The sequence below is a fragment of the Amycolatopsis sp. lyj-23 genome, assembly GCF_046549135.1.
Classification (GTDB): domain Bacteria; phylum Actinomycetota; class Actinomycetes; order Mycobacteriales; family Pseudonocardiaceae; genus Amycolatopsis.
This window is the reverse complement of record NZ_JAJPWN010000010.1, coordinates 20,177-45,545: the sequence shown is the minus strand read 5'-3', so window position 1 is coordinate 45,545 and position 25,369 is coordinate 20,177. Positions and strand designations below refer to the sequence as shown.

26 protein-coding genes are annotated in these 25,369 nt (G+C 71.2%); 10 read left to right on the top strand and 16 right to left on the bottom strand.

Annotation, left to right across the window (positions count from 1 at the left end):
* Genes ACLJPY_RS24970 through ACLJPY_RS24960 form a run of 3 tightly spaced genes read right to left on the bottom strand, consistent with a single transcriptional unit; the run spans position 1 to position 2,452 of the window.
* Positions 1 to 789 (bottom strand): SDR family oxidoreductase, encoded by a 789-nt coding sequence (locus tag ACLJPY_RS24970; protein WP_410591945.1) that lies wholly within the window; start codon positions 787 to 789, stop codon positions 1 to 3.
* Entirely contained in the window at positions 786 to 1,976 is a 1,191-nt protein-coding gene (locus tag ACLJPY_RS24965; protein WP_410591943.1) for a hypothetical protein, read from the bottom strand. Before ACLJPY_RS24965 ends, ACLJPY_RS24970 begins: the two co-directional genes overlap by 4 nt.
* Positions 1,973 to 2,452 (bottom strand): nuclear transport factor 2 family protein, encoded by a 480-nt coding sequence (locus ACLJPY_RS24960; RefSeq protein ID WP_410591941.1) that lies wholly within the window; start codon positions 2,450 to 2,452, stop codon positions 1,973 to 1,975. Before ACLJPY_RS24960 ends, ACLJPY_RS24965 begins: the two co-directional genes overlap by 4 nt.
* A 39-nt stretch (positions 2,453 to 2,491) precedes the next feature.
* Here ACLJPY_RS24960 and cysD point away from each other — a divergent pair, with 39 nt between their 5' ends.
* Genes cysD through ACLJPY_RS24945 form a run of 3 tightly spaced genes read left to right on the top strand, consistent with a single transcriptional unit; the run spans position 2,492 to position 5,637 of the window.
* Positions 2,492 to 3,424 carry a sulfate adenylyltransferase subunit CysD gene (cysD, locus tag ACLJPY_RS24955; RefSeq protein ID WP_410591939.1) on the top strand — a complete coding sequence of 311 codons (933 nt, stop codon included), beginning with the start codon at positions 2,492 to 2,494 and terminating at the stop codon, positions 3,422 to 3,424.
* A complete protein-coding gene (gene cysC / locus ACLJPY_RS24950) occupies positions 3,424 to 5,235 on the top strand; it encodes an adenylyl-sulfate kinase (protein ID WP_410591938.1) in 1,812 nt (603 codons plus the stop codon). The genes cysD and cysC overlap by 1 nt, the downstream gene beginning before the upstream one ends.
* 33 nt (positions 5,236 to 5,268) lie before the next feature.
* A complete protein-coding gene (locus tag ACLJPY_RS24945) occupies positions 5,269 to 5,637 on the top strand; it encodes a VOC family protein (protein WP_410591936.1) in 369 nt (122 codons plus the stop codon).
* Between the two features lie 3 nt (positions 5,638 to 5,640).
* Here the strand turns inward: ACLJPY_RS24945 and ACLJPY_RS24940 are convergent, their stop codons facing one another.
* From ACLJPY_RS24940 to ACLJPY_RS24925, 4 genes are all read right to left on the bottom strand, one after another.
* Positions 5,641 to 6,345, bottom strand: a complete 705-nt coding sequence (locus tag ACLJPY_RS24940; RefSeq protein ID WP_410591935.1) for a class I SAM-dependent methyltransferase — start codon at positions 6,343 to 6,345, stop codon at positions 5,641 to 5,643.
* A 19-nt stretch (positions 6,346 to 6,364) separates the two neighbouring features.
* The gene (locus ACLJPY_RS24935) at positions 6,365 to 7,018 is read right to left on the bottom strand and encodes a response regulator (RefSeq protein ID WP_410591933.1); all 654 of its coding nucleotides are present in this window, start codon (positions 7,016 to 7,018) and stop codon (positions 6,365 to 6,367) included.
* A complete protein-coding gene (locus ACLJPY_RS24930) occupies positions 7,015 to 8,241 on the bottom strand; it encodes a sensor histidine kinase (RefSeq protein ID WP_410591931.1) in 1,227 nt (408 codons plus the stop codon). Before ACLJPY_RS24930 ends, ACLJPY_RS24935 begins: the two co-directional genes overlap by 4 nt.
* 121 nt (positions 8,242 to 8,362) lie before the next feature.
* A complete protein-coding gene (locus tag ACLJPY_RS24925; RefSeq protein ID WP_410591929.1) occupies positions 8,363 to 8,902 on the bottom strand; it encodes a snapalysin family zinc-dependent metalloprotease in 540 nt (179 codons plus the stop codon).
* 183 nt (positions 8,903 to 9,085) lie between these two features.
* Between ACLJPY_RS24925 and ACLJPY_RS24920 the strand changes: the two genes are divergently transcribed.
* Positions 9,086 to 11,035, top strand: coding sequence for an ABC1 kinase family protein (locus ACLJPY_RS24920; protein ID WP_410591927.1), 1,950 nt, complete (start codon positions 9,086 to 9,088; stop codon positions 11,033 to 11,035).
* Here the strand turns inward: ACLJPY_RS24920 and ACLJPY_RS24915 are convergent.
* A complete protein-coding gene (locus ACLJPY_RS24915) occupies positions 11,010 to 11,342 on the bottom strand; it encodes a YnfA family protein (RefSeq protein WP_410591925.1) in 333 nt (110 codons plus the stop codon). The genes ACLJPY_RS24920 and ACLJPY_RS24915 overlap by 26 nt on opposite strands.
* An 18-nt stretch (positions 11,343 to 11,360) precedes the next feature.
* Here ACLJPY_RS24915 and ACLJPY_RS24910 point away from each other — a divergent pair, with 18 nt between their 5' ends.
* A complete protein-coding gene (locus ACLJPY_RS24910; RefSeq protein WP_410591923.1) occupies positions 11,361 to 12,152 on the top strand; it encodes a DUF4184 family protein in 792 nt (263 codons plus the stop codon).
* Here the strand turns inward: ACLJPY_RS24910 and ACLJPY_RS24905 are convergent.
* From ACLJPY_RS24905 to ACLJPY_RS24875, 7 genes are read right to left on the bottom strand one after another with little or no spacing between them, the layout of a single operon-like run.
* A complete protein-coding gene (locus ACLJPY_RS24905) occupies positions 12,142 to 12,537 on the bottom strand; it encodes a metal-sulfur cluster assembly factor (protein WP_003071384.1) in 396 nt (131 codons plus the stop codon). The genes ACLJPY_RS24910 and ACLJPY_RS24905 overlap by 11 nt on opposite strands.
* Complete coding sequence (gene sufU / locus ACLJPY_RS24900) at positions 12,534 to 12,983, bottom strand: Fe-S cluster assembly sulfur transfer protein SufU (RefSeq protein WP_410591921.1); 450 nt, start codon at positions 12,981 to 12,983, stop codon at positions 12,534 to 12,536. The genes ACLJPY_RS24905 and sufU overlap by 4 nt, the downstream gene beginning before the upstream one ends.
* Positions 12,980 to 14,269 (bottom strand): cysteine desulfurase, encoded by a 1,290-nt coding sequence (locus ACLJPY_RS24895; protein ID WP_410591919.1) that lies wholly within the window; start codon positions 14,267 to 14,269, stop codon positions 12,980 to 12,982. Before ACLJPY_RS24895 ends, sufU begins: the two co-directional genes overlap by 4 nt.
* 35 nt (positions 14,270 to 14,304) lie before the next feature.
* Positions 14,305 to 15,075 carry a Fe-S cluster assembly ATPase SufC gene (gene sufC, locus ACLJPY_RS24890; RefSeq protein ID WP_410591917.1) on the bottom strand — a complete coding sequence of 257 codons (771 nt, stop codon included), beginning with the start codon at positions 15,073 to 15,075 and terminating at the stop codon, positions 14,305 to 14,307.
* Positions 15,076 to 15,104: 29 nt separating this feature from the next.
* On the bottom strand, positions 15,105 to 16,277 hold the full coding sequence (sufD, locus tag ACLJPY_RS24885) for a Fe-S cluster assembly protein SufD (protein WP_410591915.1): 1,173 nt from the start codon (positions 16,275 to 16,277) through the stop codon (positions 15,105 to 15,107).
* A 2-nt stretch (positions 16,278 to 16,279) separates the two neighbouring features.
* A complete protein-coding gene (gene sufB, locus ACLJPY_RS24880) occupies positions 16,280 to 17,728 on the bottom strand; it encodes a Fe-S cluster assembly protein SufB (protein WP_331663519.1) in 1,449 nt (482 codons plus the stop codon).
* The gene (locus ACLJPY_RS24875; protein WP_410591913.1) at positions 17,725 to 18,564 is read right to left on the bottom strand and encodes a helix-turn-helix transcriptional regulator; all 840 of its coding nucleotides are present in this window, start codon (positions 18,562 to 18,564) and stop codon (positions 17,725 to 17,727) included. Before ACLJPY_RS24875 ends, sufB begins: the two co-directional genes overlap by 4 nt.
* Positions 18,565 to 18,665: 101 nt before the next feature.
* On the opposite strand from ACLJPY_RS24875, the gene mptB reads away from it, so the two are divergent.
* From mptB to ACLJPY_RS24850, 5 genes are all read left to right on the top strand, one after another.
* A complete protein-coding gene (mptB, locus tag ACLJPY_RS24870) occupies positions 18,666 to 20,318 on the top strand; it encodes a polyprenol phosphomannose-dependent alpha 1,6 mannosyltransferase MptB (protein ID WP_410592465.1) in 1,653 nt (550 codons plus the stop codon).
* Between the two features lie 6 nt (positions 20,319 to 20,324).
* Positions 20,325 to 21,251 (top strand): ABC transporter ATP-binding protein, encoded by a 927-nt coding sequence (locus ACLJPY_RS24865; protein WP_410591912.1) that lies wholly within the window; start codon positions 20,325 to 20,327, stop codon positions 21,249 to 21,251.
* A complete protein-coding gene (locus tag ACLJPY_RS24860; RefSeq protein WP_410591910.1) occupies positions 21,248 to 22,030 on the top strand; it encodes an ABC transporter permease in 783 nt (260 codons plus the stop codon). The genes ACLJPY_RS24865 and ACLJPY_RS24860 overlap by 4 nt, the downstream gene beginning before the upstream one ends.
* Positions 22,031 to 22,142: 112 nt before the next feature.
* Positions 22,143 to 23,108, top strand: coding sequence for a COX15/CtaA family protein (locus ACLJPY_RS24855; protein ID WP_410591908.1), 966 nt, complete (start codon positions 22,143 to 22,145; stop codon positions 23,106 to 23,108).
* A gap of 63 nt (positions 23,109 to 23,171) precedes the next feature.
* Entirely contained in the window at positions 23,172 to 24,089 is a 918-nt protein-coding gene (locus ACLJPY_RS24850; RefSeq protein ID WP_410591906.1) for an acyl-CoA desaturase, read from the top strand.
* A gap of 220 nt (positions 24,090 to 24,309) precedes the next feature.
* Here the strand turns inward: ACLJPY_RS24850 and ACLJPY_RS24845 are convergent, their stop codons facing one another.
* Positions 24,310 to 25,311, bottom strand: coding sequence for a hypothetical protein (locus tag ACLJPY_RS24845; protein ID WP_410591905.1), 1,002 nt, complete (start codon positions 25,309 to 25,311; stop codon positions 24,310 to 24,312).
* Positions 25,312 to 25,369 lie beyond the last annotated feature (58 nt).

The following is a 25,369-nucleotide window of genomic DNA, read 5'->3' as shown; positions in this document are numbered from 1 at the left end:
TTAGTGGTGGTACTCGCCGCCGTTGACGTCGAGGCACTGCCCGGTGATCGCGCGGGCCATCGGCGAGGCGAGGAACACCACGGCGTCGGCGATCTCGTCGGGCTCCGGCAGCTTGCGCAGGTCTGTTGTGGACGCGGTTTCGGCGTAGACCTCCTCGGGCGTGACGCCGCGTTCCTTGGCCAGGTAGGCGAAGTACCACTGCAGGTTCGGCCCCCAGATGTACCCGGGCGCGATGGTGTTGACGCGCACGCCGTCCGGCCCGAGCTCGCTGGCGAGGCTCTGGGACAACGACAGCAGCGCCGACTTGGCCATCTTGTAGGCACCGAACGTCCGCCGCGAGTGCCGCAGCACGGCCGAGTTCACCATCACCAGCGAACCCTTGCTCTCCTTGAGCGCGGGCAGGAACAGCCGGGTCAGCCGGAGCACGGAAATCGCCGCCGTCTCGAACCCGGCGCGGACCGCGTCGAGGTCCACAGTGGCCAGATCGGTCAGCGGCGGGACGGCGAAGGCGTTGTGCACCACGGTGTCCACCCGGCCGAACGCCTCGACCGCCGCGCTCACCAGGTTCGCCGCGGAGTCCGCGTCGTCGATGTCGGTGCGGACCGCGACCGCCCGGCGCCCGAGGTCGGTCACCTCCTTCGCCACCTCGGTCAGCCGCGACTCGGTGCGCGCGGCGAGCACGATGTCCGCGCCGGCCTGCGCGCTGCGCACGGCGATCGACCGGCCCAGCCCGGGGCCGATGCCCGAGACCACGACCACCTTGTCCTGCAGCAGGTCCGCCACGCTCACCCCAGCATCCGGGCGGCGACGGCGTCCTGCCGGGCCGCGATCCTCGCCGCCCACTGCTCCGGCGTCACGCGCGCGTCGGAGTGGTAGGGCAGCCGGTCGGGCAGTTCGTCGGTCTTGACCACCTCGACGACCGGGCCGTCGGCCGGGCCGAGGTCACGGGCGAGCCGCTGCCAGCGGATCTGCACGTACCCGCGGTCGTGCCCGGTCAGCTCGAGCCAGTTCGCCAGGCCGGGATCGCGCTCGGCGATGACGAACCGGATCTTGCCGTCCGGATCGACGCGCGCCTGGTCGGCCGTGAGGCTCGTCTGGTGGTTGATGTAATCGAGCGAGACGTACCAGAGGCTGCCGAGCTGGATGCCCTGGTAGGGCGCGTCCGCGCAGCGCGGCACGGTGACGATCATCGCCTCCTCGCCGCTCAGCTCGTAGTGCCCGGCCGAGGAGAACTGCGTGGTGAGCCCGCCGGGGGTCGAGCGCGGCTCGGTCAGCGTGTTCACCGGCAGGTCGTAGTAGAACCACTTCGGGAAGGCCAGGAACGTCTTCAGCCGGCTCAGCAGGATCTTGCCGGTGACGCCGTAGCGCTTGGCCAGCGCGGCCCGGTCCGGCACCGGCGGCGCCTGGCCCGCCGTGTCGACGCACCGGATGCGGATCTCGCCCCGCCGTTCGGTCGCCCAGTCGCTGTAGACCTCGCGGACGACGAGCATCGACGAGCCTTCGCCGAGGACGAAGTAGTTCGGGCCCGGGTTCTCGCGGGCCGGGCCGAAGCGCAGCTCGAACCGGCCGTCCGGGCCGATCTCGATGGCGCGGTCGTCGAACGCGGCGAGGCTGTCGGGCACCTCGACCGGCGAGTAGTCGCCGTTGAGGACCTGGAAGCTCAGGTCGGCGGTGGTCCCGCGGACGCCGGTGACGACGTACTCGCGGTCGGCGCGGATGTTCGCGTTGAAGTACAGCGTGTCCGGGTTGTCCAGGCCCATCTTCGTGTAGGGCCCGGTGGACGCGGTGAAGTACGGGAAGTCGCGCTGGTAGGCCCAGGCCATCTGCAGCGACGCCCGGATGCCGCCCGCGAGGTAGTCGTAGCCTTCGAGGAGGTCCTGCTCGGTCCGCACGTGCGGCGCTTCCGCGATCAGCTTCTCGGCCTCGACGATGGCGTCGGCGAACGGCCGGGTCAACGAGAACTCGTTCTCGATCATGCCGGAACGGCCCAGCGGTTCGCGAGCAGCCGGAAGCCGGGGAGCGCGTCCCAGGACAGCATCGACTCGTAGGTCCGGACGTACCCGATGTGCGACATCCGCCAGGCGCCGTCGTCGTCGCGGCGGTAGGTGTCCTCGTAGAACGCAGCGCCTTCGATGATCACCTTGTGCTCGGGCACGATGACCTTGTCGGTGAACGACCACCGCCCGGTCGCGGTGTCGCCGTCGACCTCGATCTCGGGCTGACCTGCGTGGTGCACCGTGATGATGCCGTTGCCGAGGCTCTCGGTCAGGAAGCCGACGATGGCGTCACGGCCTTCGAACCGCTTCCCGGCACCGCCCACGGCGTGCGTCCCGTAGTCGGCCGTGGCGTCGGCGGTGAACGTGCCTGCCACCTCGTCCCACAGTTTCAGGTCCACCCCGCGCAGGTACCGGTACTTCAGCCGCTTGATCTCTTCGAGTACGACCAGGTCCATCTCCACAGGGTCCCGCACCGCTTGACCGATGACAAGAACATGTTCTACTTTTTTCCGGTGTCCGTGACCTCGTACGAGCTCTCGCACCTGGCCGCGCTCGAAGCGGAGGCCGTGCACGTCTTCCGCGAGGTGGCGGCGACCTTCGAGCGCCCGGTCCTGCTCTTCTCCGGCGGCAAGGACTCCGTGGTGATGCTGCACGCCGCCGCGAAGGCGTTCTGGCCCGCGCCGCTGCCGTTCCCCGTGCTGCACGTCGACACCGGCCACAACTTCGACGAGGTGCTGCGGTTCCGCGACGAGACCGCCGCCGCGCTCGGCCTGCGCCTGCTCGTCGCGCGCGTGCAGGACGACATCGACGCCGGCCGGGTCGTCGAGGAGACCGGGCCGGGGGCCAGCCGAAACCGGCTGCAGACGGTGACGCTGCTGCGGGCGATCCGCGAGGGCGGGTTCGACGCCGTGTTCGGCGGCGCCCGCCGGGACGAGGAGAAGGCCCGCGCGAAGGAGCGCGTGTTCAGCTTCCGCGACGAGCACGGCCAGTGGGACCCGCGGGCGCAGCGCCCGGAGCTGTGGAACCTCTACAACGGACGGCACCGGCGTGGCGAGCACATCCGCGTCTTCCCGTTGTCCAACTGGACCGAACTGGACATCTGGCAGTACATCCGGGACGAGCGGATCGCGTTGCCGCCGCTGTACTACGCGCACCGCCGTCCGGTGGTCCAGCGCGACGGCATGCTGCTGGCGGCCACCCGCTTCCTGTCGCTTGTGGACGGTGAGACGCCGTACGAGGCGACCGTGCGGTTCCGGACCGTGGGCGACGCCACCTGCACCGGCTGCGTCGAATCGTCGGCGGCGACCCCGTCGGAAGTGGTCGCCGAGGTAGCCGCCACCCGCGTCACCGAACGCGGGGCGACCCGCGCCGACGACCGGATTTCCGAGGCAGGCATGGAAGACCGCAAGCGGGAGGGCTACTTCTGATGCAGCTGCTGCGGATCGCCACGGCGGGCAGCGTGGACGACGGCAAGTCCACGCTGATCGGCCGGCTGCTGTTCGACTCGAAGGCGATCTTCACCGACCAGCTCGCCGCCGTCGAGCGCGCCAGCCGCGACCGCGGCGAGGACTACCCCGATCTGGCGCTGCTCACCGACGGCCTGCGCGCCGAGCGCGAGCAGGGCATCACCATCGACGTCGCCCACCGCTACTTCGCCACGTCCAAGCGGAAGTTCATCATCGCGGACACGCCGGGGCACCTGCAGTACACGCGGAACATGGTGACCGGCGCGTCCACCGCCGACCTGGCGCTGGTCCTGGTGGACGCGCGCAAGGGCGTGCTGGAGCAGTCGCGGCGGCACGCGTTCCTCGCGTCGCTGCTCGGGATCGGGCACCTCGTGGTGTGCGTGAACAAGATGGACCTCGTCGGCTGGTCGCCGGCACGGTTCGCCGAGATCCGCGAGGAATTCCGCCGGTTCGCGATGAAGCTCGACGTGGCCGACCTGACGTTCGTGCCGGTCTCGGCGCTGCACGGCGACAACGTCGTCCACCGCAGCGCGAGCATGCCGTGGTACGAAGGAACTTCGCTGCTGCACCAGCTGGAAGAGGTGCACGTCGCCTCCGACCGCAACCTGATCGACGCCCGGTTCCCGGTGCAGTACGTGATCCGCCGGTCGGACTTCCGCGGCTACGCGGGCACCATCGCGGGCGGGGTCTTCAAGCCGGGCGACGAGGTGGTGGCGCTGCCTTCGGGGTTCACGTCGAAGGTGCGCGCGGTCTGGGGGCCGGGCGGGCAGCCGCTCGAAGAGGCGTTCACCGGCCAGGCGGTGGCGGTGGAACTGGCCGACGACCTCGACCTGGGCCGCGGCGCCATGCTCTGCCGCCCCGGCAACCGCGCGGAGTCGGCCCGCGAGGTCGACGCGCTGGTCTGCTGGTTCTCCGAACGCGCGGCGCTGGCACCCGGCGCGACCTACGCGGTGCGGCACACGACCACCGAGACGCGGGGCACGGTGGAGCGGCTGGAGTACCGCCTCGACGTCACCACGCTGCACCGCGACGAGACGGCGGAAGCGCTGTCCTTGAACGACATCGGCCGGATCCGGCTGCGCACGCGTGCGCCGCTGCTGTTCGACCCCTACCGCCGCAACCGGGCCACCGGCGGCTTCCTGCTGGTCGACGAACACACCGGCGACACGGTCGCGGCCGGCATGATCACCGGGGCGGTGGCGTCGCCGGTCGTCTGGCACACGGCGGCGGTCCGGCGCGAGGACCGCCCGACCCGCGGCGCGACGGTGTGGCTGACCGGCCTTTCGGCGTCCGGCAAGTCGTCGGTGGCGGTCGAGCTGGAGCGCCGGCTGGTCGCGGCGGGCCGCCCGGCGTACCTGCTCGACGGCGACAACCTGCGCCACGGGCTCAACGCCGGGCTGGGGTTCAGCCCCGAGGACCGGGCGGAGAACGTCCGGCGGGTGGCCGAGGTGGCGCGCCTGTTCGCGGACGCGGGCGTGGTGGCGATCGCGTCGCTGATCAGCCCCTACTCGGAAGACCGCGCCCGGGCGCGGGCGGTGCACGACGGGCTGCCGTTCGTGGAAGTCTTCGTCGACACGCCCCTGGCGGTGTGCGAGGCGCGGGACCCGAAGGGCATGTACGCGAAGGCGCGGGCCGGGGAGATCACCGGCTTCACCGGCATCGACGCGCCCTACGAGCGCCCGTCGGCCCCCGACCTGGTGCTGCGCCCGGCCGACGGCGACCCGGCGGCGATGGCGGCGGCGGTCCAGGCGCTCCTGGACGAGCTCGGCTGAAAATCCCTTGCCCGCGCCTCCTAGGGTGGGCGCATGACGTCGGTCAGGCAGGTCCAGGTCACCTTCGACTGCGCGGATCCGGAGCGCGTCGCCCGGTTCTGGTGCGAAGTGCTGGGGTACGAGCGGCAGGGGGACACCGCCTGCGTCGACCCGGCGGGCGTGGGCCCGCGGCTGTACTTCCAGCGGGTGCCCGAAGGCAAGGTCGTGAAGAACCGCGTGCACCTCGACGTCCGGGTCGGCACCGGGCTCGTCGGCGAAGAGCGGCTGGCCGCGCTCGAGGCCGAGTGCGCGCGCCTGGTCGCGCTCGGCGCGGTCCGCGGGCAGCTCCTGCTCGCCGACGGCGAAAACGAATCGTGCCAGAACATGCAGGACGTCGAGGGCAACGAGTTCTGCCTCGATTGAGACCTATTCGGCTTCCAGCACGAAGAACAGGAAGCTCGGGAAGGTGTCGAGGATTTCGAAGTCGCCGGGGAACAATTCGCGCGCGGCCGGGACCGGGTGCGGTTCGCTGACGACGGCGATCCGGAAGCCCGCGGCGGTGAAGGCGTCGGTCATCGCGTGCAGCGGCTTGTTCCAGAACGTCATGCGCGCCTTGCGGCCGCGCAGTTCGAATTCGTCGGTCCAGGTGTAGGCCTCGAAGTAGTCGGGGCGCGGCCCTTCGTGGCGGTGCGTGAGGTTGACCATCATCGGGTGGTTGACCGACGCGATGAGCCGGCCGCCGGGCTTCAGCACGCGCCGGAACTCGGTGAGCAGCGGGTCCCAATCCCGCAGGTAGTGCAGCACCAGGGACGCCACGACGTCGTCGAACTCGCCGTCGGCGAACGGCAGCGGGTCGGCCAGATCGGCGACGCGCAGGTCGGCGCCGTCGCCGAGCCGCCGCCGGGCGTGCGCCAGCATTTCCGGGCTCTGGTCGATCCCGGTGACGACGGCGCCCTTGTCCCGCAGCGCCTGGAACAGCGGGCCGGAGCCGCAGCCGGCGTCGAGGATCCGCCGTCCGGCCACGTCACCGGCGAGCGCGAGGGTGGCGGGCCGCTCGTAGTAGGCGTTCATCAGGCTGGTGTCGTTCTCGGCCGTGTACGCCTCGGCGAAGTCGTCGTATGCGGCAGTCATGGGGCCCATGGTGCCCGAATCAGCGCGACGGCGTCACGAAGCCCGATTCGTAGGCCCGGATCACCGCCTGGGTCCGGTCCCGGGCGCCCAGCTTCGCCAGCACGTTGCCCACATGGGTTTTGACGGTCTGGACACCCACGTAGAGCTCGCCGGCGATCTCCACGTTGGAGAGCCCACCAGCCATCAGCCGCAGCACTTCGCGTTCGCGCTCGGTGAGGCCGGCGCGGGCGAGCCCGTCACCGGCGGGCACCGGCGCGTGCCGGGCGGCCAGCCGGCGGATGGCCGCCGGGAACAGCAGGGACTCACCGGCCACCACGGTCCGGATCGCCGCGACGATCTCTTCCGGCCGGGCCCGCTTGAGCAGGAACCCACTGGCGCCGGCGACGAGCGCGTCGTAGACGTAGTCGTCGTTTTCGAAGGTGGTCACCACGATCACCTTCGGCGGATCATCCACAGTGGACATGAGGTGCGTGGTGGCCCGGATCCCGTCGACGGCGGGCATCCGCACGTCCATGAGCACGACGTCGGGCCGCAGCCGCGCGACCAGCCCCGGCACCTCGGCACCGTCAGTGGCCTCGCCGACGACGGTCAGGCCGGCTTCGCTGTCGACGATCGCCCGCAGCCCGGCCCGGATCAGCGGCTCGTCGTCCACCAGCAGCACCCGCACACTCATCGCCTGCTCCCCCACGGCACCCGCACCACGACCTCCCACCGCCCACCGACCGGACCGGCCGAAAACTCCCCACCCAGCACCGCCACCCGCTCGGCCATCCCGCGCACGCCGCGCCCGCCCCCGGACCGGCGGGAGCCGCTCCCCAGCGGGTTCGTCACCCGGGCCACCAGCTCGTGCGCCGCGACTTCGACCGCCACGGCCACCGGCACCCTACCGGCGTGGCGCACCGCGTTCGTCAGGCATTCCTGCAGGATCCGGTACACCTCGCGCGACACCACCGGCGGCACGGCGGCCAGGTCGCCGCCGAGGTCGGCGGTCACCGCCGTCCCGGCGAGCCGCGTCGTTTCGAGCAGGGCGGGTAGCCCCGCCAGCGTCGGCTGCGGTGCGCGGCCGGCCGTCTCCTCGCGCAGCAGTCCCAGCACGTGGTCGAGGTCGTCGAGCGCGGTGCGCGCCGACTCCTCGATCGCGCCCAGCGCCCGCTCGGTGAAGTCCGGGTCGGTGCGCAGCGTCCGGCGAGCCGCGCCCGCCTGGACCGTCACGACGCTCAGCGCGTGCCCGACCGAGTCGTGCAGCTCCCTGGCCAGCCGGTTGCGCTCGGCGAGCTGCTCGGTCCGCCGTTCGAGCCGGGCGATCCGGTCGGCGGCGGTCGTCCCGAGCAGCGCGGCCGCCGCCCGGCGCAGCAGCCCGCCGACCAGGCTGACGGCGTAGCCGAGCAGCACCACGCCGAGCCCGAACACCACCGGCAGCCACACCGAACCCCAGCCCTTCGGCACGGTGACGGCGGCGCCTTCGCCGGTCTCGAAGAGCTGCCCGGTGAAGACGGCGCTGATCGACAGCCCGATCGCCACCGGCGCGGCCAGGCTGAAGAAGCTCACGACGAACCCGGCGCCGACGTGCAGCACGAACATCACCGCGGCGCGCAGGCGGCCCGAGCGGGTGCGCGGTTTCGCGGGGGCGTCCGGCACCGGGTCGTCGAGCAGCTCGCGGACCGCGGTCGACTCCAGGACCTGCACCGCGGGCAGGAACGCCGTCGCGGCCACGACGGCCAGGGTGAGCAGCCCGCCGACGACCGTGGCCCGCGCCACCGTGGTGACGAAGGGCAGCAGCGACGGCACGGCGACGGCCGAGAACAGCAGGTACGGCACGCTGATGGCGCCGCCGAGCACCAGGTAGACCCAGCGGCGGTAGGTCGCCTTGCTCGTCAGGGGCCGGAGGATGCGCACCGGCCGATCTTCGCAGCCCAGCGGCCGGGCGCGCCTCCCTCTCGCGGTGGACCGGCTCGGCACGGGCTGCACCGAAGAAGGACCGAGGTGGCCTTCGGAGCGAAGGCCACCTCCGACCGGATCAGTAAGCGACCGCGCGGGTCTCGGCCCGAGCCGCCAACCCGTTGACCCACAACGACTGCACCTTCGCCGCCTCGGCCGGCGACGGCTTCGCGTTCTTGCACGCCGTTCCCGGGCCGTGGCCGGACATCAGTTCCGTGCACGGTCCGCTGTAGTGGTCCGGCAGGCCCAGGTTGTGGCCCAGCTCGTGGGCCGCGATGCGGGTCGGGTCGTAGCCCTCCGCCACCTGGCTCGTGTCCAGGTAGACCTGGCCGCGGCCGTGGCCGTTCGTGTTCGTGTACGAGCCGCCGCTGTGGATCTCGTGGAACACGATCGTGGCGCTGGAGTCGCGCTTGACCAGCTTCACGTCCGTGACCGCCGCGTTCCAGTTGGCCGCGCCCTGGTCGATCTGGGCCAGGTAGTCCGGTGCGCCCGACGAGCTGTAGTACAGCGTCGTGACCGCGGCCGCCGAGGCGGCCGGGGCGGTGGCGAGGCCCAGCCCCAGCGGGGCCGCGACGGCCGTGGCCAACGCCACGACCCGGCTGATCACGCGTCCGTTCATCGTGTCTCCTTCGTCCGAATCAGGGAGCACTTCACCGTGGTTCGCGCGATCAGGTTAGAAGGCCACCACTTCCGCGGCCACGGCCGAAAGTCGTTCCCCCACGGGAGGGAGACGCCTCCCGCCGCCGCGTGAGCCGCCGGCCGCGGCCGGCGTGGTCTGCTCGGTCCCGGCGAAAGGGAACCGATGGACATCTTGCTGGGCCTGCTGACCCTCCCCCTGTACGTGCTGGTGCTGTGGCCGCTCGTCGCCGCCTCCCGGCGCGTGCTCGGCGTCCGGATCGGCGCCGTTCGGGCCCTCTGCGCGGCCGCGTTCGGGTGGCTCGTCGCCGGCGGCATCGGGCAGGCCTTCCCGGTTTCGCTGCTGCACAACGGCGGCGCGGCCCTCGGCCTGCTGATCCCGTTGGCGGGCAGCGCCTTCCTCGCGACGCTGATCTTCCTGTTCGTCGCGGAGATGGCGCTGCCGCACGGCATCGGGTTCGGCCGGCTGCGGGGCCGGCTCGGCCGCACCCGCCGGTACGTCCAGATCAGCCGGATCGCGGTCAAGCACGGCCTCGGCCGCTACCTGACCGGCCGGCGCGAACCCGGCCTCGCGCCGGGACGGCACGCGAAGCTCGCCCGGTCCCTGTGCCGCGCGCTGGAAGAGGGTGGCGTGACGTTCGTGAAGCTCGGCCAGCTGCTCTCCACCCGCGCGGACCTGCTGCCCCCGGTGTTCGTCGACGAGCTCGGCCGGCTCCAGGACCGGGTCGCGCCCGCCCGCGCCGACGCCGTGTGGGCCCTGCTGGCCGAAGAACTCGGCGGCTCGCCCGACGACGTCTTCGCCGAGTTCGACCCCGAACCGCTGGCCGCCGCGTCGGTCGCGCAGGTCTACCGCGCGAAGCTGCGCAGCGGCGAGGACGTCGTGGTCAAGGTCCAGCGGCCGGGCGTGCGGGAACAGGCCGAGCGCGACACGGCGATCCTCCGGCGGGTCGCCGCGGCGCTGGAGGACCGCGCGGACTGGGCGCGCTCGCTCGGCGTCGGCGAGCTGGCCGACGGGTTCGCCGACGCGCTGGCCGAAGAACTCGACTTCACCATCGAAGCCCGCAACATCGCCGCCGTCGCCGCCACGGGCGCCCCGGACGTCGCGCTCCCGCGAGTCCACAAGGGACTGTCCACCGAGCGCGTGCTGGTCATGTCCCGCCTCGACGGCAAGCCGCTGGCCACGGCGAAGGACACCCTGCCGCCGTCCGAGCGCAAGCGGCTGGCACGCTCGCTCCTGCGGTGCCTGCTCGACCAGGTGATGCTCGGCGGCGTCTTCCACGCCGACCCGCACCCGGGCAACCTCATGCTGCTGCCCGACGGCCGCCTGGGCCTGCTCGACTTCGGGTCGGTCGGCCGGCTCGACGCCGGGCTGCGCGGCGGCCTGCAGAACCTGCTGCTCGCCCTGGACCGCGGCGACCCGGCCGGCCTGCGCGACGGGCTCCTCGAGGTCGTCGACCGCACCGGCGAGATCGACGAACAGCGGCTCGAACGCGCGCTCGGCGCCTTGGTCGCCCGCCACTTCGGTCCCGGGAGGACCCCGGACCTCGACCTGTTCACCGGCCTGTTCCGGGTGGTCGCGGACTTCCGGCTCAGCGTGCCGCCACCGGTGGCCGCGGTGTTCCGCGCGCTGGCCACGGTCGAGGGCACGCTGGCGGCGCTCGACCCCGGTTTCGACATCGTCGCCGAGTCCCGCGCCTTCGCCGTCGAACAGGTCGGCGCCGGCCTCCGCCCGGGCCCCCTGGGCCGCACGGCACTCGGCGAGCTGACGGCGCTCCTGCCGGTGCTGCGCCGCATCCCCCGCCGCATCGACCGCATCGGCGCGGCGATCGAGGAGGGCAGGCTCTCGGTGAACGTCCGCCTGTTTTCCGACGAGCGCGACCGCGAAGTGGTCACCGGCCTGGTCCACGAGATCCTGCTGGCCTGCACGGGCGCGGCGACGGGCCTGATGGCGGTGCTGCTGCTGACCGGCTCGGGCGGCCCGCGCATCACCGCGGACCTGACGCTGCACCAGGTGTTCGGCTACAACCTGCTGGTGATCAGCGCCCTGGTGGGACTGCGGCTGCTCTTCGTCGTCTTCCGGCGCTCCGGCGCTACCCGGCGCGCGGGGCGTACATGATCACCGCAACCCCGGCCAGGCACAGCAGCGCACCGAGCACGTCGTACCGATCCGGCCGGTAGCCGTCCGCGACCATCCCCCACCCCAGCGATCCCGCGACGAACACCCCGCCGTACGCGGCGAGGATGCGGCCGAAGTGGGCGTCCGGCTGGAGCGTCGCCACGAAGCCGTACACGCCCAGCGCGACCACTCCGCCGCCGATCCACAGCAGGCCGCGGTTTTCGCGGACGCCCTGCCAGATCAGCCAGGCGCCGCCGATCTCGCACACCGCCGCGGCCAGGAACAGGAGGATCGACCGCAGGACCACCCCGGGATACTAACTCCCGTGCCGTTCACGTTGAGTCATCCCGCCGCCGTGCTGCCGCTGGCGAGACGGCCGCTGGTGCCCTCGGCGCTCGTCGCCGGGTCGGTCGCGCCCGACGTCTTCTGGTTCGTGCCACGGCTGCCCGATGTCGGCCTGAGCAAGACCCACGAGTTCGCGTCGGCCCTCTGGCTCGACCCGCTCATCGCCCTGGTCCTGCTGGCGCTGTTCCACGTGCTGCTCAAGCGGCCCCTGCTGGCGCTGGCGCCGCGACCGCTCGCCGAACGGCTCCCCCGTCACTTCGGCTGGAAGCGACCCGGCTGGATCGGCCTCTCGCTCGTCCTCGGCGCCCTCACGCACGTCGGCTGGGACGCCTTCACGCACGAAAGCGGCGGGTTCGCCTTCCTGCGGATCCCGCTCGTCACCGGCGTCGACGTCGGACGGCTGATCCAGCTGGTCAGCACGATCGCCGGCGCCGCCGTGCTCGCCTGGTGGCTGGTCCGCTGGTACCGCCGGGCCGCCACCGCGCCCGCCCCGCCGCCCAGCCGGCACCGGAGGCTCGTGACGGCGTTCCTGGCGGCCGGCGCGCTCGCCGGCGCCGCGGTGCAGGTGCTGCCGTTCCTCGCCGGGCACGACCCGATGACGCCCGCGGGCGTCTTCGGCAACGGGACCTACCTGGCCGTCACCGGCTCGGGCAGCGGGCTCCTGACCGCGCTCGTCCTCTACGCCCTGACCTGGCACACGTATAGGGCGTTATACGCGAAACGGGCCACCCCGGAGGGTGACCCGTTCGACGTGGCAGAACTCAGACGGTGAAGCCGAGGGCGCGCAGCTGCTCGCGGCCGTCCTCGGTGATCTTCTCCGGGCCCCACGGCGGCATCCAGACCCAGTTGATCCGGAAGTCCTTGACCAGGCCGCCGGAGGTCAGCGCGGCGTTCGTCTGGTCCTCGATGACGTCGGTCAGCGGGCAGGCCGCGGACGTCAGGGTCATGTCGAGGGTCGCCGTGTTGTCCGGTTCGACGCGGATGTCGTAGACCAGGCCGAGGTCGACGACGTTGATCCCGAGCTCGGGGTCCACGACGTCGCGCATGGCCTCTTCGACGTCCTCGATCTTGGCGAGGTCGAGGTCCTGCTTCGCGGTGGTCTCGGCGTCGAGGTCGGCGGCGGTGCGCCCCTCACGAGTGGCGGTTTCTTCGGTCATGCCTGTCCATTTCCACTGCTCGTCCGGGCGACGGCGTCCTTGAAAGCCATCCAGCCGAGGAGGGCGCACTTCACGCGGGCCGGGTACTTGGCGACGCCCGCGAAGGCGACCCCGTCCTCCAGCACGTCCTCGTCCGGCTCGACCTTTCCCTTGCCCTGCATCAGTTCCACGAAGGCGTCCATGGTGGTGAACGCCTCCTCAAGCGTGTGGCCGACGACGAGATCCGTCAAGACCGACGTCGAGGCCTGGCTGATCGAGCAGCCCTGGCCCTCGTAGGAGACGTCGGCGACCTTGCCGTCGTCGACCTTGACCCGCAGCGTCACCTCGTCGCCGCAGGTCGGGTTGACCTGGAACGACTCGGCGTCGAACGGGTCGCGCAGACCGCGCCCGTGCGGGTTCTTGTAGTGGTCCAGGATGATCTCCTGGTACATGCTCTCCAGGTTCACTGCCCCACCCCGAAGAACTTCTGCGCCTCGCGGACCCCGGCCACCAGGGCGTCCACTTCGGACAGCTCGTTGTACAGGTAGAAGGACGCGCGCACGGTCGCCTGCGCGTTGCAGGCCCGGTGCAGCGGCCACGCGCAGTGGTGGCCGACGCGGACGGCGATGCCGAGGCTGTCGAGCACCTGGCCGGCGTCGTGCGGGTGGACGCCGTCGATCACGAACGACACGGTCGCGCCGCGGTCTTCGAGGTCCGTCGGCCCGATGATCCGGACGCCGGGGATGGCGCCGATGCCTTCCAGCGCCGCCGCGGCGAGTTCCTTCTCGTGCGCCGCGACGCGGTCCATGCCGATGGCGGTGAGGTAGTCGACGGCCGCGCCGAGGCCGATGGCCTGCGACGTCATCGGCACGCCGGCCTCGAACCGCTGCGGCGGCGGCGCGAAGGTCGAGCCCTCCATCCGGACCATCTCGATCATCGAGCCGCCGGTCAGGAACGGCGGCATCGCGGCCAGCAGCTCGGTGCGGCCGTAGAGGACGCCGATGCCGGACGGGCCGAGCATCTTGTGCCCGGAGAACACCGCGAAGTCGACGCCGAGGGCGTGGAAGTCCACCGGGAAGTGCGGCACCGACTGGCAGGCGTCGAGCACGGTGAGCGCGCCGACGGCCTTGGCCTTCTCGACCAGCAGCGAGACCGGGTTGACCGTGCCGAGCACGTTGGACTGGTGCGCGAACGCGACCACCTTCGTGCGCGGCGTGATCAGTTCGTCCACATCGGACAGGTCGAGGCGGCCCTCCGAAGTGACCTTGAACCACTTCAGCGTCGCCCCGGTGCGCTGGCACAGCTGCTGCCACGGCACGAGGTTCGCGTGGTGCTCCATCTCGGTGACGACGATCTCGTCACCCGGGCCGACCACGAACCGCGCCGCTTCGGAACCGGCCGTGGCGGCGTTGCTCATCGAGTACGCGACGAGGTTGATGCCCTCGGTGGCGTTCTTGGTGAACACCAGTTCTTCGGGGTCGGCGCCGACGAACTCGGCGATCTTCGCCCGCGCGGACTCGTAGGCGTCAGTGGCCTCTTCGGACAGCTGGTGCGCACCGCGGTGCACGGCGGCGTTCGACGTGAAGACGTACTCGCGTTCGGCCTCGAACACCGCGGTCGGGCGTTGGGACGTCGCCCCGGAGTCCAGGTACACCAAGGGTTTCCCGTCGCGAACCGTGCGCGACAGGATGGGGAAGTCGGCCCTCAGGGCCGCCACGTCGAGTGGCACAGAGCTGGCCGAGGTGGTGGTCATCGGGCCGACTCCTCTCTTCTCGGTGTAATGGAACGTCAGACCGCGGCGGGCTCGGTCTTGCCGGTGTACTTGACGTACCCGTGCTCCTCGAGCTCGTCCGCCAGCTCCTTGCCGCCCGACTCGACGATCTTGCCGCCGGCGAAGACGTGCACGAAGTCCGGCGTGATGTGCCGCAGGATCCGGGTGTAGTGCGTGATCAGCATGACGCCGACCTCGCTCGAAGCCTTGTACTGGTTGACGCCCTCGGAGACGATCCGCAGCGCGTCAACGTCGAGGCCGGAGTCGGTCTCGTCGAGGATGGCGAACTTCGGCTTGAGCAGCGCCAGCTGCAGGATCTCGTGGCGCTTCTTCTCGCCGCCGGAGAAGCCCTCGTTGACCGAGCGCTCGGCGAACTCCTGCGAGATCTCGAGCTTGCCCATCTCCTCCTTGACCTCCTTGACCCAGTGGCGCAGCTTGGGGGCCTCGCCACGGACCGCGGTGGCCGCGGTGCGGAGGAAGTTGGACATCGACACGCCCGGCACCTCGACCGGGTACTGCATGGCCAGGAAGAGGCCGGCGCGGGCGCGCTCGTCGACGCTCATCTCGAGCACGTTCTCGCCGTCGAGCAGCACCTCGCCGGAGGTCACCTGGTACTTGGGGTGGCCGGCGATGGCGTAGGACAGGGTGGACTTGCCGGAGCCGTTGGGGCCCATGATCGCGTGCGTTTCACCCGACTTGATCGTCAGGTCGACGCCCTTGAGGATCTCCTTGGCGCCTTCCTCGGTGGTCACCGAGGCGTGCAGGTCCTTGATTTCCAGCGTTGCCATTCTTCGTTTTCCTAAGTCAGAGAGGGCGGTCAGGCGCCAACGGCTTCGAGTTCGGCTTCGATCGCCGCTTCGAGGCGCTCGCGCACCTCGGGGACGTCGATCTTGACCAGGATCTCGTGGAAGAACCCGCGCACGACCAACCGGCGGGCGGCTTCTTCGGCGATCCCGCGCGACTGCAGGTAGAACAACTGCTCGTCGTCGAACCTTCCCGTCGCGCTCGCGTGGCCGGCGCCTTCGATCTCGCCGGTCTCGATCTCGAGGTTCGGCACGGAGTCCGCGCGGGCGCCCGGGGTGAGCACCAGGTTGCGGTTGAGCTCGTAGGTGTCGGTGGCCTCGGCGGCCGCGCGGATCAGGACGTCGCCGATCCACACCGTGTGCGCGCCCTCGCCCTGCAGCGCGCCCTTGTACATGACGCGCGACTTGCAGTTCGGCACCGCGTGGTCGACGAAGAGCCGGTGTTCCTGGTGCTGGCCCTGGTCGGCGAAGTAGACGCCGAGCATCTCGACGTCGCCGCCCTTGTCGGCGAACGTCGCCGTCGGCGAGACGCGGACCAGGTCACCGCCGAGGGTGATCACGGTGTGCCGCAGCGCGGCGTCGCGGCCCAGCTTCAGGTGCTGTTCGGAGACGTGCACGGCGTCGTCGGCCCAGTCCTGGACGCTGACCACGGTGACCTTGGCGCCGTCGCCGATGACGAACTCGACGTTGTCGGCGTAGGTGCCCGAACCGACGTGGTCGAGCACGATCACGGCCTCGGCGAACGCCTCGGCGCGGACCTGCAGGTGCCCGTAGGCGACCTGCCCCTCGCCCGGGCCGTGGATGCGCAGCACCGACGGCTTCGACGCCTTCGTCTCCTTCGGCACCGTCACGACGGTGGCCTTGGTGAACGAGGAGTAGGCCTGCGCGGCGATCCGGTCGCTCGGGACGCCGGCCTGGCCCAGCCGCGGGTCGTCGCGGCCGACGGTCACGATGCCCAGCTCGGGCGCGGCCTCGACATCGATGGTGATCTCGCCGGTCGCGGTGGCACTGCCGTCGTGAAGGCCGCGAAGGCGCTTCATCGGCGTGAAGCGCCAGTTCTCCTCACGGCCGCCCGGGACCTCGAAGGCCTCGACGTCGTAGGAGGTGAAGCGCTCCGCGCGGGAGGCGGCCGGGATGACCGCCCCCTCGCGAAGGGCCTCGGAAACGTTGTTCTCGGTAACCGACATGACTAGCCGACGGACCCTTCCATCTGGAGCTCGATCAGGCGGTTCAGCTCGAGCGCGTACTCCATCGGCAGCTCACGGGCGATCGGCTCGACGAAGCCGCGCACGATCATCGCCATCGCCTCGGCCTCGTCGAGCCCGCGCGACATCAGGTAGAACAGCTGGTCCTCGCTGACCTTGGACACCGTGGCCTCGTGGCCCATGGACACCTCGTCGTTGCGGATGTCCACGTACGGGTACGTGTCCGAGCGCGAGATCGTGTCCACCAGCAGCGCGTCGCAGACCACGCTGGAGCGCGAGTGGTGCGCCCGCTTCGCGACCTTGACCAGGCCGCGGTAGGACGTCCGGCCGCCGCCGCGCGCCACCGACTTCGACACGATGGTCGAGGACGTGTACGGCGCGAGGTGCTCCATCTTGGCGCCCGCGTCCTGGTGCTGGCCCTCGCCCGCGAACGCGACCGACAGGACCTCGCCCTTGGCGTGCTCGCCCATGAGGAACACCGACGGGTACTTCATCGTCACCTTGGAACCGATGTTGCCGTCGATCCATTCCATGGTCGCGCCCTCTTCGCACTTGGCGCGCTTGGTGACCAGGTTGTAGACGTTGTTCGACCAGTTCTGGATGGTCGTGTAGCGGCAGCGGGCGCCCTTCTTGACGATGATCTCCACGACCGCCGAGTGCAGCGAGTCGGACTGGTAGATCGGCGCCGTGCAACCCTCGACGTAGTGCACGTACGCACCTTCGTCGACGATGATCAGGGTGCGCTCGAACTGGCCCATGTTCTCGGTGTTGATCCGGAAGTAGGCCTGCAGCGGGATCTCGACGTGCACGCCCTTGGGGACGTAGATGAACGAGCCGCCGGACCACACCGCCGTGTTCAGCGCGGAGAACTTGTTGTCGCCAGCCGGGATGACCGAGCCGAAGTACTCCTGGAACAGCTCCGGGTGCTCCTTGAGCGCGGAGTCGGTGTCCAGGAACAGGACGCCCTGCTCCTCCAGGTCCTCGCGGATCTGGTGGTAGACGACCTCGGACTCGTACTGCGCGGCGACGCCGGCCACGAGGCGCTGCTTCTCCGCCTCGGGGATGCCCAGCTTGTCGTAGGTGTTCTTGATGTCCTCGGGCAGTTCCTCCCAGGAGGTGGCCTGCTTCTCCGTGGACCGCACGAAGTACTTGATGTTCTCGAAGTCGATCCCGGAGAGGTCGGCCCCCCAGTTGGGCATGGGCTTCTTCTCGAAGAGCTTGAGCGCCTTCAGTCGCGCTTCGCGCATCCACTCCGGCTCGGACTTCTTCGAGGAGATGTCGGTGACGACGTCCTCGTTCAGCCCGCGACGGGCGCTGGCGCCCGCTTCGTCGGAGTCGGCCCAGCCGAACGCGTACTTGCCAAGGGACTCGATGGTCTCTTCCTGGCTCAGTGGCGCGGTGGTGGGAGTGCGCTGCTCGGCAGCGGCAGTCATGCGGGTTTCCCTCCATTCGGGATCCGTGCTGTGCGCCCAGGGGGCACCGTGCTGCCCGGCTCGGGATGGGCCGGGTTGTTACCCGCCGGAACGGGAACGTGGGTGGTGCACGCGGAGTCCCCGCGTGCGATGGTCGCCAGCCGCTGGACGTGGGTGCCCAGCAGCTTCGCGAACGCCTCCGTCTCGGCCTCGCACAGCTGCGGGAACTCCGCGGCGACGTGGGCGACCGGACAGTGGTGCTGGCAGAGCTGCGCTCCGACGTTCTGGCTGGTGCCCGTGACATTCTGGCTGGCTGCGGGAGCGCCGATCTGGCGGGTCGACGCAGCGTAGCCTTCCCTGGTCAGCGCGGTCGCGAGGGCCTCCGCGCGCGTCGCGGGATCACCCGGTGCGGTGATCGCGGAGCGGTGCGGGCCGACCAGCTTCTCGATGCGCCGCTCGGCGAAGGCGCGGACGGCGTCCTCCCCGGCGTGCTCGGCCAGGAAGCGGATGGCGGAGACGGCCAGGTCGTCGTAGGCGTGCCCGAACCGGGCGCGGCCGGGCTCGGTCAGCAGGAAGAGCTTCGCCGGACGACCCCGGCCCCGGGGTCCGCGGCGCGGCGCGTCCCGCGTCTCGGCTTCGCCATCCGCGAGAAGTGCGTCCAGGTGCCGCCGGACGGCGGTGGGGCTGATCCCGAGCTGCTCGGCGACCACGACGGCGGTCATGGGACCCTGTTCCAGCAGGAGCCGGGCGACCTCGTGCCGGGTCTTGCCCTCGGCGCTGACCTGCGACGGGACGTGCAGGTGCGCGGCGCGGAGCATGTCGCCGCCCGCCTGGTCACCCGCCTCCGTCTTTTTCACAACACAAGTGTGTCTTATTTCCGCCCGGGCGGCAAAGGCGGGGTGTCCGGCAGTGACCCGACTCACTCGCCGGGGGGACCGATACCCTGCACTGCGTGGCAGTGGGTGAACAGGAGCAGCAAGTCGCACGGCTCGAAACCGGGAGTACCCACCCGGTGACGCTGTCCCCCGTCCGCCCCCGCGAACCGCTCCCCCTGGAGGCCGGCGAGCAGCGCGGCCTGAACGTCGTCCGCCGCTTCGGCACGGTCGGGTCGCTGTTCCTCGCCCTCGGCTCGCTGGGCGCCGGCGCCGCCCCGGTGATCAACCCGGTGCAGGAGATCCCGGTGCTGCGGCTGTTCACCCGGATCCCGACGGTGTCGCTGGCCATCGCCATCTCCGGCATGGGCATCCTGGTGCTGAGCTGGTTGATGCTCGGCCGGTTCGCCCAGCCCAGCCGCACGCGCCTGGCGTCGCAGGGCCAGCTGGCGCGCACCATCGCGCTGTGGGTGCTGCCGCTGCTGGTCATCCCGCCGCTGTTCTCCCGCGACGTCTACAGCTACCTCGCCCAGAGCGAGATCGTGCACCGCGGGATGGACCCGTACGTCCTCGGCCCGGCGCAGGCCCTCGGCGTCGCCGACCCGTTCACCGCGGGCGTGTCGAACATGTGGCGCGAGACGCCGGCGCCGTACGGGCCGGTGGTGCTGCGCCTCGGCGGCTGGCTGGCCCCGCTGGCCGGCAACAGCATCGCCGTCGGCGTCCTGCTGCAGCGGCTGCTCGCGCTGGCCGGCGTCGTCCTGATCGTCTGGGCGCTGCCCCGGCTGGCGCGCCGCTTCGGCGTCCAGCCCGCGACCGCGCTGTGGCTCGGCGCGCTCAACCCGCTGCTGATCTTCCACTTCGTGGCCGGCGCCCACAACGACGCGCTGGCCGTCGGCCTGATGCTCGCCGGCCTCGAGGTCGGCATCCGGCGGCTGCCGATCCGGGTGAAGGGTGACACCCCGCCCCCGCTGGCGCGCGGCGAGCTGCTCTACATCGGGCTCGGCGTCGCGATCATCACCCTCGGCGTCGCGGTGAAGCTGCCCGCGGTGTTCGCGCTGCCGTTCTTCGCGGTGATGGTGGCCCGGCGCTGGCACGGCAGGCTGAAGGACCTGTTCCTGGCGGGCGCTCCGATGGCCTTGTGGTTCGGCGTCGTCCTGGTCGCCGTCTGCTTCGGCACCGGCCTCGGCTTCGGCTGGTTCGGGGCGACGTTCAACACCCCCGGCCTGGTCCGCTCCTGGATCTCGCCGACCGCCGAGCTGGCCAACCTCTCCGGCGTCCTCGGCATCGCGCTCGGGCTCGGCAACCACACCGACGCGCTGGTGCCGATCCTCGGCGTGCTCGGCTACGCGGTCGCGCTGGCCATCACGTTCAAGTTCCTCTGGGACAGCTTCAAGTGGCGCTACCGGCCCATCATCGGCCTCGGCGTCGCCCTCGGCGCGGTGATGATCCTGCAGATCAACCTGCAGCCGTGGTACGTGCTGTGGGCGGTGATCCCGCTGGCCGCCGCGGCCGGGACGTCCCGGTTCCGCGTCGCGGCGACGGTGATCAGCGCGGCCCTGCCGTTCCTTCTCCCGCCGACCGGCAGCACCTTCGACGGGCGCCCGTACGTCCTGCCGTTCGCCTACGTCGCGGCCGTCGTCGTCTGCGGCAGCGGGACGCTGATCGTGCGGCGGCTCGCTCCCGCGTTGCTCGCCAAGCCGTCCCCGCGGGTACCCGAGCCGGTCGACGCCGTATCGTGACCCGATGTGAGTGTCGTGGCCGTCGAGATCAGCGGGCTGGTAAAGAACTTCGGCTCCACCCGCGCGGTCGACGGCCTCGACCTGCGGATGGAGCGCGGCAGCCTGCTCGCCCTGCTCGGCCCGAACGGGGCCGGCAAGACCACCACCGTCGAGCTCTGCGAAGGCTTCCTGCGCGCTGACGCGGGCACGGTGCGGGTGCTCGGCCTCGACCCGGTCCGCGAGTCGGCGCAGCTGCGCCCCCGCATCGGCATCATGCCCCAGGGCGGCGGCGCGTACCCCGGCGTCCGCGCCGACGAGATGCTGCGCCTGGTGGCCTCGTGCGCGGCCTCACCGCTGGACCCGGCGTGGCTGCTGGAGGTCCTCGGGCTGGCCTCGGTGCGCCGGACGCCGTTCAAGCGCCTGTCCGGCGGCCAGCAGCAGCGGCTGTCCCTGGCGTGCGCCCTGGTCGGGCGGCCCGAGCTGGTGTTCCTCGACGAGCCGACGGCGGGCATGGACCCCCAGGCCCGCCGCCTGGTGTGGGACCTGCTGGGCGCCCTGCGCCGCGACGGCGTCTCGGTGCTGCTGACCACGCACCTGATGGAGGAGGCCGAAGCACTGGCCGACACGGTGGTGATCGTGGACCACGGCAAGGTGGTCGTCTCGGGTGCGCCCCAGTCGCTGACGACGGACGAAACGGGCAGCGCGGGCCTGCGGTTCAAGGCCCGCACCCGGCTGGACACGGCCCTGCTGACGGCGGCGCTCCCGGAGGGCTACGCGGTGCGCGAGTCGGCCCCGGGGACGTACACGGTGGTCGGCTCGGTGGACCCGCAGGTGGTGTCGACGGTCACGGCGTGGTGCGCGCAGCAGGGCGTGCTGCCGGAGGAACTGCAGGTCGGCAAGCGGACCCTGGAAGAGGTCTTCCTGGAGCTGACCGGACGGGAGCTGCGGGCATGACTTTCGCCCCTGGGACTTTCACCCCCGCGCCCGGCCGGGGATCGCTGGGCCGCATGCTGCGCACGCACGCGCGCGTCGAGGTGAGCTTGACATTGCGCCACGGCGAGCAGGTGCTCCTGACCCTGCTCATCCCGCTGGCGCTGCTGATCGGGCTGTCCCTTTTGGACATCCTGCCGGCGTCTTCACTGGGCGCTGTACCGCGAGTGGACTGGATCACCCCGCGGATCCTGGCGCTGGCGGTGATGTCGTCGGCGTTCACCGGCCAGGCGATCGCCCTGGGCTTCGACCGCCGTTACGGGGTGCTGAAGCGGCTCTCGGCAACGGCGTTGCCGCGGTGGCTGCTGGTGGCCGGCCGCCTGGCGGCGGCCCTGGTGGTGGTGCTCCTGCAGTCGGTGATCATCGGCGTGGTGGCGGCGTTCCTGGGGTGGTCGCCTTCGCCGGCGGGTCTCTTCTCGGCGGTGTTGCTGCTGGTGCTGGGAACGCTGGCGTTCGGTGCGCTCGGCGTCCTGCTGGGTGGGGCGTTGCGGGCCGAGGCGGTGCTGGCGCTGGCGAACATCGTGTGGTTCGTGTTGTTGCTGGCGGGCGGGATCCTGCTGGCGCCGTCGTCGCTGCCTGCGGGGCTGGCTCGGGTGGTGGAGCTGCTGCCTTCCGGGGCTTTGGCGGAGGGGATGCGCGCCGCGTTGGTGGACGGCTCGTTCGCGCCCGAACCTTTCGTGGTGCTCGCGGTCTGGGCGGTCGTCGCGGGTGCGGTGGCCTCGCGGACGACAAAGCTCACCTGAGCCCCAAGCGGTCCTGGCGCCTGGGTGACCTTGGTCCCTTGCTGCGGTCTTCCCGTTCTGGACGTCCGGGCCTGCCGGAAGCGCGTTTTCCGCGCGCTCTACCATCGATGGCGTGCCGTTCACCAGCCTCGTCGCCCGTCTGCCGTTTCCCTCCGCCGCCGTGCAGCGGGCCGTCGGGGTCGCCGCCGTCGTCGCGCAGGCGCTGATCGGCGTCACCGGGTCCATCGTGCGCGTCACCGGGTCCGGGCTCGGCTGCCCGACCTGGCCGCAGTGCGTCGCCGGGAGCCTCGTGCCGAAGCACGACTCCGGGATCGCCGCCCTCAACCAGTGGATCGAGTTCGGCAACCGGCTGCTGACCGTGGCCGTCATCCTGGTCGCCGCGGTCGCTGTCCTCACGGCGTGGCGCGTGCAGATCGACCACCCGAGCCGCACGCGCCTGGTCAAGCTGGCCTGGACGATGCCCGGTGGTGTCGTGCTGCAGGCCGTCGTCGGCGGGCTGACCGTGCTCGCGAAGCTCGAGTGGTGGACCGTCGCGATCCACTTCCTCGCGACGACGCCGCTCGTCTGGCTCGCCGTCCTGCTGCTGCGCGCGTTCGGCGAAGGCGACGAGCCGCCGCGGCTGCTCGTCCCGGCGGCCGGCCGCACGATCCTGGTCCTGCTCGCCGCCGTCATGTGGCTCGTGCTCGCGGCGGGCACCACGGTGACCGGCGCCGGCCCGCACAGCGGCGACATCAACACCCACCGCCTCGACGCCCCGGTCGAGTCGCTCGCCCAGGTCCACGGCGGCCTGCTGGTGCTCTACCTGCTGCTGCTCGCGGTGTTCGGCCTCCAGCTGCTGCGCGTCGGCGCCCCGAAGAGCCTCTGGCAGCGCTACACGGCGGTCTGGGTGGTCGCGGTCGCGCAGGGCGCGCTCGGCTCGCTCCAGTACGCGCTGGGCGTGCCGGAGGCGATGGTGTCGTTCCACGTCCTGGGCGCGATGGCGGTCATCATCGCGACGGCGACGCTGTGGACGGGCAGCCGCGACCGTGGCCCGGTGACCTCGCTGACGGCGGCGCCGCGCGAGCTCACCGCAGCCTGAAGTCAACGCCGGCTTAACTCCGCGTCGGCGTGGGTGTCCGGTTCGTGAGCTAATGTTCGCGCCATGACGTCGCGCACCGCGCCCAAGCCGCTGATCTCCCACCGCCGCGGCACCGGCGAGATGATCGTGCTCAAGACCTTCCTGCTGGTGCCCTTCGCGGCGCTCCTGCTAGCGGTCCCGCTGGTCTGGGGCTGGGGCATGACCTGGGTCGACCTGATCCTCGCGGCCGCGTTCTACGTGTTCGCGACGCTCGGGGTGACGGTCGGCTTCCACCGGTACTTCACCCACGGCGCGTTCAAGGCGTCGCGGCCGCTGCGGGTGGTGCTGGCCATCGCGGGCAGCATGGCGGTCCAGGGCTCGGTGATCTTCTGGGTGGCCAGCCACCGCCGCCACCACGCCTTCGCCGACCGCGAAGGCGACCCGCACTCGCCGTGGCTGTTCGGCACGTCGCCGTCGGCGCTCCTGCGCGGCTTCTGGCACGCGCACATGGGCTGGATGTTCGGCCGCGAGGTGACCAACGCCGACCGATTCGCGCCGGACCTGGTCGCGGACGCGGACGTCCGCTGGGTGAACCGGTACTTCTGGCTGTGGATCACGCTGAGCCTCGCCCTCCCGGCGGTGCTGGGCGGCCTGCTGACGTGGTCGTGGTGGGGCGCGGTCACGGCGTTCTTCTGGGCCGGGCTCGTGCGGATCGCATTCCTGCACCACGTGTCGTGGTCGGTGAACTCGGTGTGCCACCTGATCGGCGAGCGCCCGTTCGCCAGCCGCGACCACGCGGCCAACTTCTGGCCGCTAGCGCTGCTGTCGATGGGCGAGTCGTGGCACAACTCCCACCACGCCGACCCGACCTGCGCGCGGCACGGGGTGCTGCGGGGCCAGGTGGACGTCTCGGCGCGGCTCATCTGGGCGTTCGAGCGGCTGGGCTGGGCGACGGATGTCCGGTGGCCGCGAGCCGATCGGCTGGCCGCCAAGCGGGTCTGAGTTCGGCGGCTCTTCTACTCACGGTAGCCTTGTCTTGCAGACAGTGATCTGCGCATCCGAACAAATACATAGAGGAGAGAGCGCGTGGAGCACCACGACCACGCTGGCGGAGGCGGCGGCGAAGGCGGCGGCAACACCGGCAACTGACCTGGCCCTCCGGTGCCAGCTCTCTCCAGGGGAGGAGATGGAGCCACGTTGGCGTGATGTGGCTCCATACCCCTCACTTCCCCGGCCAGCTGAAGGCGATCCCGTACTCCTCTCGGGGGTGGCAACACCCGTCGAAGGTGTGCTGCACGAACCCGTCGCCGACGTCGAGCAGACGCGGGCTGCCCGTCGGCGGCCGGCGCAGTCGTTCGACTTCGAGCTGTTCGGCGTACCACCAGCAGGCTTCGGGCAGGCAGTCCTCGTCGAAGTTGACCCGGATCGTCAGTCCGGCCCGCGCCACGCCGTGGTGGTCGACCTCGACGCTGATCCACCGCCGCTCTTCGTCGAGGTGCGCGTCGACCGCCTCTGACACGAAGTTGTAGGCCTCGTTGACCCACAGCTTCCGCCGGAAACGCAGCTTGGCCAAGCCGGGATCGCCGGGCGAAGCCACGAGGCGGCAGTTCCACAGAGCCTTCACCGGGATGTCGGCGAGGTTGCCCGACCACCCGATCAACGCGTGGACGACGTAGCCGTCGACGCCGTCCTTGCGGGCGACGACGTCCCGTTCCGTGATGCGGCGCAACGCCGTCCGGCGGTGCATGACGACCGTGACGACCATCCGCTCGACGAACACCGGCTGCGCTCCCTCGGACGGCGTCCGGCAGCCATCCGGGCTGTTGTCGCCGGAGGGTGTTTCCGCCGCCGCGGCGGATCGCCCGATGTCCGCGTAGGGCAGCCAATCGTCGCCCTCGAGGTGTCCCAGTTTCCCCGTGACGGCGGTGGCGAGCATTTCCAGCGCGCCGGCCCAGGCTTTGTTCATCGGCGTGTTGGACAACGGTTTCCGTTCTCCGAAAAGACCACGGACCTCGGCCAATTGGCCGAATCGATCACCGAGGTTCGCCGCCCAGGTCGTGCTGCCGTCCGGAAGCGGCGGCAGGCGAAACGCGGCCAGCAGGACGAAGTGCTCCCGCGGTTCCACCACCGACCCCAGCTTGGCGATCTCGTCGACGATGAGGCCCCAGATCGCCCAGGCGCGCAGCGCCGGCGTCGCCCCCGGCAGCGAGGCGGTCGGATCCACCAGGCAGGCGAGCGGAGTTCCGGGGCCACCGGGCGAAGATTCGACCGCTCGGCGGAGC

Coding starts and splice junctions, on each gene's coding strand:
- ACLJPY_RS24935 (WP_410591933.1), bottom strand. CDS start 7,018: ATGAGTGTGCGGGTGCTGCTGGTGGACGACGAGCCGCTGATCCGGGCC.
- cysC (WP_410591938.1), top strand. CDS start 3,424: ATGCAGCTGCTGCGGATCGCCACGGCGGGCAGCGTGGACGACGGCAAG.
- ACLJPY_RS24945 (WP_410591936.1), top strand. CDS start 5,269: ATGACGTCGGTCAGGCAGGTCCAGGTCACCTTCGACTGCGCGGATCCG.
- ACLJPY_RS24965 (WP_410591943.1), bottom strand. CDS start 1,976: ATGATCGAGAACGAGTTCTCGTTGACCCGGCCGTTCGCCGACGCCATC.
- ACLJPY_RS24895 (WP_410591919.1), bottom strand. CDS start 14,269: ATGACCACCACCTCGGCCAGCTCTGTGCCACTCGACGTGGCGGCCCTG.
- ACLJPY_RS24905 (WP_003071384.1), bottom strand. CDS start 12,537: ATGACCGAAGAAACCGCCACTCGTGAGGGGCGCACCGCCGCCGACCTC.
- cysD (WP_410591939.1), top strand. CDS start 2,492: ATGTTCTACTTTTTTCCGGTGTCCGTGACCTCGTACGAGCTCTCGCAC.
- ACLJPY_RS24920 (WP_410591927.1), top strand. CDS start 9,086: ATGGACATCTTGCTGGGCCTGCTGACCCTCCCCCTGTACGTGCTGGTG.
- sufC (WP_410591917.1), bottom strand. CDS start 15,075: ATGGCAACGCTGGAAATCAAGGACCTGCACGCCTCGGTGACCACCGAG.
- ACLJPY_RS24850 (WP_410591906.1), top strand. CDS start 23,172: ATGACGTCGCGCACCGCGCCCAAGCCGCTGATCTCCCACCGCCGCGGC.
- ACLJPY_RS24925 (WP_410591929.1), bottom strand. CDS start 8,902: ATGAACGGACGCGTGATCAGCCGGGTCGTGGCGTTGGCCACGGCCGTC.
- ACLJPY_RS24940 (WP_410591935.1), bottom strand. CDS start 6,345: ATGACTGCCGCATACGACGACTTCGCCGAGGCGTACACGGCCGAGAAC.
- sufD (WP_410591915.1), bottom strand. CDS start 16,277: ATGTCGGTTACCGAGAACAACGTTTCCGAGGCCCTTCGCGAGGGGGCG.
- ACLJPY_RS24860 (WP_410591910.1), top strand. CDS start 21,248: ATGACTTTCGCCCCTGGGACTTTCACCCCCGCGCCCGGCCGGGGATCG.
- sufB (WP_331663519.1), bottom strand. CDS start 17,728: ATGACTGCCGCTGCCGAGCAGCGCACTCCCACCACCGCGCCACTGAGC.
- ACLJPY_RS24960 (WP_410591941.1), bottom strand. CDS start 2,452: ATGGACCTGGTCGTACTCGAAGAGATCAAGCGGCTGAAGTACCGGTAC.